Source organism: Bacillus sp. MBGLi79, assembly GCF_002953915.1.
This window is the reverse complement of record NZ_CP026521.1, coordinates 2,905,514-2,912,160: the sequence shown is the minus strand read 5'-3', so window position 1 is coordinate 2,912,160 and position 6,647 is coordinate 2,905,514. Positions and strand designations below refer to the sequence as shown.

Genomic DNA, 6,647 nt, shown 5'->3' with positions numbered 1-6,647 from the left:
AAAATGAATAAACTCACCTTCGATATCGGAAGGGGCCTCGTCTTCATTCGTGATCAGCGTGATTTTCATCGGATTAGGTTCTCCGCCCGTCTTTTCGAGCCAGTGCCAGTAAAACGGCCTGTTCATAATCTGTTTATCGACTTCAACCGTCAGCTGCACAGTCATGTGGCCTGAACTTTTGTCGGTGATCGTGCAGCCGTTTGCGATGAAAAAGCGTTCTAAAAACAGGTATATTTCTTCCTGACGCATTTGATTTTAGCCTCCGATCTGTTCTTGGTTTGAAACGGCTTCATTTCCGTATGAAATGAAAGAGGTTAAGTTTTCCATTTTAATCTTCATTTCCTCGTCTGTTGCGGAGTAAAAGAGAATGTCATGAAGGTGGTCTTCAAAATTGCCGACCTCAATTTTTGTTAAAATATCATCCAAGTCTCCGACGACTTTTTCGAACAAATGGATCGTTTCATAGAGAAGTTTTAAAATATGCTCTTCTACGGTATGCTTTGTTGCCATGTTGTAAATGTAAACATCGCGTTCCTGGCCGAGCCGGTGAATCCGGCCGATCCTTTGTTCGAGACGCATCGGGTTCCACGGAAGGTCATAGTTGATGATTTTATTGCAAAATTGAAGGTTGATCCCTTCACCGCCTGCTTCAGTCGCGATCAGAACTTGAACTTTGCCCCTGAACAAATCTTTCATCCAGTCTTTCTTTCCTCTTTTAAATCCGCCTCTGAACGGTACAGAACTGATGCCGTTCTGCTGGAGGAACCATTGCAGATAAATCTGCGTCGCCCTGTATTCAGTAAAGATGATGACTTTGTCATCGAGTTCTTGAATGAGCTCAACAACTTTCAGCGCTTTTGAATTTTGCGCGACCTCGTTGACCTTTTCGATCAAATGGTGGATGACAGGTTCGGAGATCACCGGCGCTTCGCGATCCTTTCGGTCAAGCATGTTTTTCAGCGTCATATAGACAGCTTCTCTGCTTGAACAGCATTCGCGCTCCAATGTCATGATTGAGAACATGCTTGATGAATGCTGATGACTTGTCTTCAGCTTTTTAATCTCGTCATACAAAGCCTGTTCTGTAGGAGAAAAGGAAATGGGTACGGTTTCGACATGGCGCTTCGTCCAGGTGATGCCGGTATCATGCCGTCTGTTTCTGATCATGACTTTATTGATAAGGGACTTTAAGCGTTCATGCGCTTCAGCTGAATTGATCTGTTTTGTATAATCTTTGTTGAAGTTGCTTTCATTTCCCAAGTGTCCGGGTTTTAGCAGGGAAACGAGATTAAATATTTCGTCGATCTTGTTTTGGATGGGCGTCGCCGTCAGCATCAGGCAATATTTTTTCTTTAAGCTGCGGACAAACTCGTAATTTTTTGTTTTATTGTTTTTCAGTTTGTGAGCTTCATCAATAATCACCACATCATACTGGATCGACAAAACCGTCTCCCTGTGCGGTGACCGCTTTGCCGTGTCAAGGGAGGAGACGACAACATCGCACTGCTCCCAGACATAGCTTTTTTTCTGTTCCACGGCCGGAATTAAAAACTTTTCCCGCAGTTCCTTCACCCATTGCGAGACGAGCGAGGCGGGGACGAGGATTAAGATTTTCTTGGCCAGCCCGCGAATCATGTATTCTTTTAATATCAGCCCAGCCTCGACCGTTTTGCCGAGGCCCACTTCATCCGCCAAGATGGCTTTTCCGTTCATCTGCTCGACTACCTTCCGGGCGACTTCGAGCTGATGGGGAAGCGGGGTGAATCCTGGGAGGTGATAAGGGGCCTGCAAGCCTTCAAACGTCGGAATCGCAAGCCTTTTCTGCACTTCACAGGAAAGCTTGTAAAGCTCCCAATTCGCCCATGGTCCGTCTTCATCAAGGTGCTTTTTGAATTGTTCCGGCCACTCGTTGTCGAAATGAATGTCTGGTCTCATCACTAATGCCGCCTTTCTCTTCTGAGATTCAAATGTTCTTTTTTAAAAGAAAATATTGCGTGAAAAAAACGGATTTTACTAACAAATAAACAAAACACGAACATTCTTATTTTAAAATAATAAATTGTTAATGATTTTTCCTGTTGCCCAATTGTTGTGATGATGGTAGGATATTTGTAGATCATCAGTAAAAAAATCATAAGCTTTATATAGTATGTCCATGAAAAGAAATGAATATGAGCGAATGACAGCAAGGGGAGAGACCGATAGCGGGAAACCTTAAAGCGGCGCCGAAGGAGCAAGCTGGGGAAACAGTGAATCTCTCAGGCAAAAGAACTCTTGCTTGACGCAACTCTGGAGAGAGTTTGTATCATATGATGTTTTAACAAACCACCAAAGGGGACATCTTTGCTTTTGATGCAAAGTAAACTTTCAGGTGCCAGGACAGAGAGCCTCAGAACTGACAAAGGGGCTTCTCTGTCCTTTTTTGTGCCGTCCAAAGCGGCGGAACCATCCAGGTGATGTTGGAATCTTTCTTGTTTTCTGATGATTGGCAAACTTGTTTTTAGTTTGAAAAGCGAAGGGGGAAGCAGAATGCTTAAACGAACGCCTTTATTTGACCTTTATAAGGAATATGGCGGAAAAACGATTGATTTTGGCGGCTGGGAACTGCCTGTTCAATTTTCTTCAATTAAAGAGGAGCATGAAGCCGTCAGGACGAAAGCGGGGCTTTTTGATGTCTCACACATGGGGGAGGTCGAAATCACAGGAACAGACAGCCTTCCGTTTTTGCAAAAACTGTTGACAAACGATGTTTCGATACTGAAAGAAGGCGGTGCCCAGTATACGGCCATGTGCTATGAAAACGGCGGAACGATCGACGATCTCCTCGTCTATAAAAAAGCGGCCAATGTTTACATGCTCGTCATTAACGCAGCCAATATCGACAAAGACGTCGATTGGATGAACAAGCACCAAGAAGGAGACGTTTCGGTTCGAAACGTGTCTGACGCGATTGCGCTGCTTGCCCTTCAAGGACCGAAGGCCGAATCGATTTTAAAACAGGTCGCAGATAGCGATCTTGCCGGGTTAAAGCCGTTTACGTTCAGGGATGATGCGGCGATCGGCAGCGTGCAGGCGCTTGTGTCCAGAACGGGATACACGGGAGAGGACGGCTTTGAGATTTACTGCCGGAGTGAAGATGCAGCCTACATTTGGAAGCTGCTTCTTGAAACGGGCAAGGATTCGGGATTAGTGCCGTGCGGCCTCGGGGCCAGGGATACGCTGAGGTTTGAAGCGAAGCTGCCGCTGTACGGACAGGAGCTCTCAAAAGATATTACACCGATCGAAGCCGGCATCGGATTCGCCGTCAAAACAAACAAAGCCTCGGACTTCTTCGGAAAAGCCGTCCTGGCAAGCCAAAAGGAACATGGAGCGGACAGAAAGCTCGTCGGCCTTGAAATGATCGATAAAGGCATTCCAAGGCACGGCTACGCCGTCTATTATCAAGGCGAACAAGCAGGCGAGGTGACAACCGGCACACAGTCGCCGACCTTAAAGAAAAACGTCGGCCTCGCATTGTTGAAAAAAGAAGCCTGCGCCCTCGACACCGTCGTTGAAGTGGAAATCAGAAATAAGCGCTTGAAAGCCAAAATCGTGAAAACCCCATTTTACAAACGGCAGCCGTAAGTTTGCCAAGGCCGTGAAAGGAGACTGAAGATGAAGCACCGTTACCTGCCAGCTACAGATCAGGATAAAAAAGAAATGCTTGAGGCAATTGGAGTCGAGAAGATCGACGAGCTATTCTCCGATATACCCGAAAGCGTTAAATTTAAAGGGGAATACCAAATTAAAAAGGCAAAGTCCGAGACTGAGCTCACAAAAGAGCTGACGAAACTCGCGGCTAAAAATAAAGATACAGTGATGCACGCCTCTTTTTTGGGAGCGGGCGTATACGATCATTACCAGCCCGTCATCGTGGACCACGTGATTTCGCGGTCGGAATTTTACACGGCTTATACACCGTATCAGCCTGAAATTTCTCAAGGGGAGCTCCAGGCGATCTTTGAATTTCAAACGATGATTTGCGAGCTGACGGGCATGGATATCAGCAACTCGTCGATGTATGACGGGGGAACGGCATTAGCCGAAGCGGCAATGCTTGCTTCAGGACATACAAAAAAGAAAAAAATCGTCGTTTCGGAAACCGTCCATCCCGAATCGCGCGAGGTTTTAGTAACGTATGCGAAAGGACAGTACATCGACGTGGTAGAAGTCCCTGCCAAAAACGGAACAACAGATCTTGCGGCTCTTGATGAAGCCGTCTGCGAAGATACAGCAGCAGTGATCGTCCAATACCCTAACTTTTTCGGGCGAATTGAGCCGCTGAAAGACATTGAACCGATCGCCCATAAAGGGAAAAGCATGTTCATCGTGTCCGCCAATCCGCTGGCTCTCGGGCTTTTAACACCGCCCGGGGCACTGGGAGCTGACATCGTTGTCGGGGATGCCCAGCCGTTCGGAATACCGGCCGCTTTCGGCGGGCCGCACTGTGGATTCTTTGCCGTCACGAAAAAATTGATGAGAAAAGTGCCTGGCCGTCTCGTCGGTCAGACGGAAGATGAAAACGGGAAAAGGGGATTCGTTCTCACCTTGCAGGCGCGCGAGCAGCATATCAGACGGGATAAAGCAACATCAAATATATGCTCCAACCAGGCGCTCAATGCGCTTGCCGCATCAGTCGCCATGACGGCGCTCGGCAAAAAAGGCGTCAAGGAAATCGCATGGCAGAACCTGCAAAAAGCGGCTTACGCAAAAGAAGCAGCTAAACGGGCCGGTCTTGAAGTCGTGTTTGACGGACCGATGTTCAATGAGTTTGTCGTCAGGCTCAATGAACCTGTCGAAAAAGCGAATGAACGCCTGCTTGAGAAAAATATTATCGGAGGCTACGATCTCGGCGCTTCATATCGGGATTTAAAACAGCACATGCTGATCGCCGTGACAGAGCTCAGAACAAGAGAGGAAATCGATACACTCATGAATGAATTGGGGGATCGCCATGAATAATCAGGATCAATCGCTTATTTTTGAAGTATCAAAAGAAGGGCGGGTCGGCTACAGCCTTCCTGAGCTTGACGTCCCTAAAACAGATGTGACAGACGTCCTTGACGAAGCGTATCTCAGAGATGAACCGGCAGATCTCCCCGAAGTGTCTGAGCTTGATATTATGCGCCATTATACGGCTTTATCAAGGCGCAACCACGGAGTGGATTCGGGCTTTTATCCGCTCGGTTCATGCACGATGAAGTACAATCCGAAGATTAACGAAAAAATCGCGAGAATCCCAGGACTTTCTGCGATCCATCCGCTCCAGGATGAACGGACCGTGCAGGGTGCGCTAGAGCTCTTGTACGACTTGAGCGAGCATTTGGAAGAGATCACGGGGATGGATGAGGTCACCCTTCAGCCGGCTGCGGGTGCGCACGGCGAGTGGACCGGGCTGATGATGATCCGCGCGTTCCATGAGGCAAACGGCGATCATAAAAGGACGAAGGTCATTGTACCTGATTCGGCCCACGGTACAAACCCGGCGTCTGCGACTGTTGCCGGATTTGAAACGGTCACCGTCAAATCGAATGACGACGGTCTTGTTGATCTTGAAGATTTAAAGCGTGTCGTAGATGAAGAAACAGCCGCGTTAATGCTGACTAATCCAAATACGCTCGGCCTTTTTGAAGAAAATATTTTAGAAATGGCTGAAATCGTCCATAAAGCCGGAGGAAAGCTGTACTATGACGGAGCGAACCTGAACGCCGTTCTCAGCAAAGCAAGGCCGGGTGACATGGGATTTGACGTCGTCCATTTGAACCTTCACAAAACCTTTACAGGACCGCATGGAGGCGGAGGACCTGGATCAGGCCCTGTCGGCGTCAAGAAGGAATTGATTCCGTATTTGCCGAAGCCGGTGCTGGTGAAAAAAGATGGCCGTTATACCTTTGACCATGACCGTCCGCATTCGATCGGCAGGGTGAAACCTTACTACGGAAACTTCGGCATCAATGTGAGAGCTTATACGTACATTCGTTCAATGGGGCCGGACGGGCTCAAAGAAGTAACGGAAAACGCCGTTTTAAATGCGAATTATATGATGAGAAAGCTTGCTCCATACTACGATCTGCCGTTTGACCGGCACTGTAAGCACGAATTTGTGCTGTCGGGAAGGCGCCAGAAAAAGCTGGGAGTCAGGACGCTTGACATCGCAAAGCGGCTTTTGGACTTCGGCTTCCATCCGCCGACTATCTATTTCCCGCTCAATGTCGAGGAATGCATCATGATTGAACCGACAGAAACAGAGTCTAAAGAAACGCTCGATGCGTTTATCGATACGATGATCCAGATTGCAAAAGAAGCGGAGGAAACGCCTGAAGTCGTTCAGGAAGCACCGCATTCAACCGTTGTGAAACGCATGGATGAAACAAAAGCTGCGCGGAAGCCCGTGCTGCGTTATGAAAAATGATAAGAAGCCGGCGGATCGATTTCGCCGGTTTTTTTGTAAAAAAAACATCTTTATGTAAACGGTTTATGTACTGAATGATAAGGATTTCTCTCGTATTAAATAGTAAATTCATCAAATTTAAAATTAAAAATAAAAATTACATTGTAAAACGTGATAGTTTCAATGTTTTTATCAAATATAATGGTTTAATTTGCCT

5 protein-coding genes and 1 riboswitch are annotated in these 6,647 nt (G+C 47.1%); of the genes, 3 read left to right on the top strand and 2 right to left on the bottom strand.

The annotated features are described in order from the left end of the window. Both C1T29_RS14735 and C1T29_RS14730 read right to left on the bottom strand, forming a co-directional pair. A partial coding sequence (locus C1T29_RS14735) for a YqhG family protein (RefSeq protein ID WP_231516500.1) occupies nucleotides 1-249 on the bottom strand: 249 nt, incomplete at its 3' end. A gap of 6 nt (nucleotides 250-255) precedes the next feature. Continuing rightward, entirely contained in the window at nucleotides 256-1,935 is a 1,680-nt protein-coding gene (locus tag C1T29_RS14730; protein ID WP_208945475.1) for a DEAD/DEAH box helicase, read from the bottom strand. Nucleotides 1,936-2,179: 244 nt separating this feature from the next. Next, a riboswitch (glycine riboswitch) is annotated at nucleotides 2,180-2,284 on the top strand. Nucleotides 2,285-2,529: 245 nt separating this feature from the next. Between C1T29_RS14730 and gcvT the strand changes: the two genes are divergently transcribed. From gcvT to gcvPB, 3 genes are read left to right on the top strand one after another with little or no spacing between them, the layout of a single operon-like run. Beyond that, complete coding sequence (gene gcvT, locus C1T29_RS14725) at nucleotides 2,530-3,624, top strand: glycine cleavage system aminomethyltransferase GcvT (protein ID WP_025811165.1); 1,095 nt, start codon at nucleotides 2,530-2,532, stop codon at nucleotides 3,622-3,624. A gap of 30 nt (nucleotides 3,625-3,654) precedes the next feature. Beyond that, a complete protein-coding gene (gene gcvPA / locus C1T29_RS14720) occupies nucleotides 3,655-5,001 on the top strand; it encodes an aminomethyl-transferring glycine dehydrogenase subunit GcvPA (protein WP_025811166.1) in 1,347 nt (448 codons plus the stop codon). Then, nucleotides 4,994-6,451, top strand: coding sequence for an aminomethyl-transferring glycine dehydrogenase subunit GcvPB (gene gcvPB / locus C1T29_RS14715; protein WP_023855181.1), 1,458 nt, complete (start codon nucleotides 4,994-4,996; stop codon nucleotides 6,449-6,451). Before gcvPA ends, gcvPB begins: the two co-directional genes overlap by 8 nt. Nucleotides 6,452-6,647: the final 196 nt, after the last annotated feature.